The organism is Sulfitobacter sp. UBA4523 (genome assembly GCF_002388305.1).
Lineage (GTDB): Bacteria > Pseudomonadota > Alphaproteobacteria > Rhodobacterales > Rhodobacteraceae > Sulfitobacter > Sulfitobacter pontiacus.
In genome coordinates this window covers 66,499-68,307 of the sequence record NZ_DGMH01000007.1, presented here as the reverse complement: position 1 = coordinate 68,307, position 1,809 = coordinate 66,499, and the positions used below count along the sequence as shown (strand labels likewise).

General features: G+C 58.6%; 2 protein-coding genes and 2 pseudogenes. 3 read left to right on the top strand and 1 reads right to left on the bottom strand.

Going from position 1 to position 1,809, the window contains the following annotated elements; genetic code table 11:
• From B3849_RS01340 to trhA, 3 genes and pseudogenes are all read left to right on the top strand, one after another.
• Positions 1-379: pseudogene (locus B3849_RS01340) on the top strand (30S ribosomal protein S12 methylthiotransferase RimO); the annotation flags it as partial.
• A gap of 216 nt (positions 380-595) precedes the next feature.
• A complete protein-coding gene (locus B3849_RS01335) occupies positions 596-973 on the top strand; it encodes a hypothetical protein (protein WP_278425834.1) in 378 nt (125 codons plus the stop codon).
• A gap of 123 nt (positions 974-1,096) precedes the next feature.
• Positions 1,097-1,717, top strand: a complete 621-nt coding sequence (trhA, locus tag B3849_RS01330; RefSeq protein ID WP_005851572.1) for a PAQR family membrane homeostasis protein TrhA — start codon at positions 1,097-1,099, stop codon at positions 1,715-1,717.
• Between the two features lie 7 nt (positions 1,718-1,724).
• On the opposite strand, the pseudogene B3849_RS01325 reads toward trhA, so the two are convergent.
• Positions 1,725-1,809, bottom strand: a pseudogene (locus B3849_RS01325) (YigZ family protein); the annotation flags it as partial.

The window sequence follows — 1,809 nt, the reverse complement described above, 5'->3', positions numbered from 1 at the left end:
GACCCTGCTGGATTGGCTCGACGAGGCGCAGCTCGACCGCGTGGGCTGTTTTCAGTACGAAAACGTTGACGGGGCGCGGTCGAACGCCCTGCCGGATCACGTGCCGGACGAGGTCAAACAGGACCGCTGGAACCGCTTTATGGAGAAGGCGCAGGCCATCTCGGCCGCCAAGCTGGAAGCCAAAGTCGGTCGCCGCATGGATGTGATCATCGACGAGATCGACGACGAGGCCGCCACCTGCCGCACGAAGGCAGACGCGCCAGAGATCGACGGCAACCTGTTCATCGACGAAGGCTTTGAAAACCTGAGCGTGGGCCAGATCGTGACCGTCGAAGTCGAAGAAGCCGGCGAATACGATCTTTGGGGGCGCGTGGTCTAGGCCACTGCTCTTCCCCCTCTCAATCGTGGAACAATCCGAGCGTCCTGGCGTTCCTATTCGCGCAGGCAGGCCCGATTGCAGGCACAGCCCATGTTGTGGAAATCTTTAATCCGCGCCCTACATATAGACATATGATGGCGTATCAGAGGTGAAACCCTTGAAAAAGCGCACGCGATGTTCTATATATGTTCTAGATAGAACAAGGGGGCCTATACGATGTCCTACCAACCGCAGTTTCCTGGCATGTTCGATCCCGACAACGGGGCCGTACCTGCCCGTGCAGAAGATTCAGCCCGCGACGCACGCGCCGCTTTGCCGCCGACGGAGAAGCAGATGCACTATGCTACCTCGCTTAGCCTCAAGACCGGCGCGCCTGTGCCAAAACGGGCGTTGACCGACCGCGCCGCGCTGTCTGAATGGATCGACGCCCATAAGCCCAAGCCGGTGGACGGGCCGTTTTCGCAGTATCCTTCGTCAAAGCAGGTCGCTTTTGCCGAACGCATCGCCCGCCTGAAGCGCCGCGATATCCCGCAGGAATGTTTCCGCGACAAGACGATGATGTCGCGCTGGATCGACGGCAATAAACCCCGTTGATCCGGACGCGCGCCACGCGTCGGCATAACCACCTATACGAATGGATAGGTCGAGATACCAAAGCGCCATTAATTAGACGAAATCTGACATGGGAATGTTGCAAACGGGTGCTAGATTTGACCTATGGCTTATCCGCACCCAACCGCTGACACTCTTGCTGATGGCACGATCCACGTGTTGGGTCTGGGATTTGCAATACCGGCAACAATTCTGCTGACGACCTATGCTGCAAGCCAGGGGGAGCAGCTTACACCGACGCTGGTATATGCGGCCTGCTTTGTCCTGTCGCTTCTGGCGTCGGCGATTTACCACCTTTTGCCGTTTGATCGTACCCGTGCCCTGCTGGGTCGGATTGACCATGCGGCGATCTACTTCAAGATCGCGGGCACCTACACACCGTTTGTTGTGCTCATCGGAACAGGGTTCGCCTATGGCATCCTCGCCGTGGTATGGGCGCTGGCCATTATCGGCGCGGTCGCCAAACTGTCTTTCTGGAGCACGGAGTCTAAAGCGTCGCTGTATCTCTATCTTGGCATGGGGTGGCTGTCTGTGCTGCTGGTCTGGCCGATGTGGCAAAACCTGCCGACCACGGCGCTGACGCTGATTGGCATCGGCGGGTTGATCTATACGCTGGGGACGATCGTCTTTGCACACCCCGGCATGCGCTTTCAGAATGCGATCTGGCACAGCTTTGTGCTTGCGGCCTCTATCTGCTTTTTCGCCGCCATCTCTATTAGCTTGTAAGCCCGTGTCAGGCCGCGTCCAGATAGGCGCGCACGCAGGATTGCACGTGGCGGAACCGGTCGCCGCCCAGATGTTTCCCGCCATACCAGCGC

Excerpts from the sequence above, each read along its gene's own strand:
- B3849_RS01335 (WP_278425834.1), top strand. The coding sequence starts at position 596 with ATGTCCTACCAACCGCAGTTTCCTGGCATGTTCGATCCCGACAACGGG.
- trhA (WP_005851572.1), top strand. The coding sequence starts at position 1,097 with ATGGCTTATCCGCACCCAACCGCTGACACTCTTGCTGATGGCACGATC.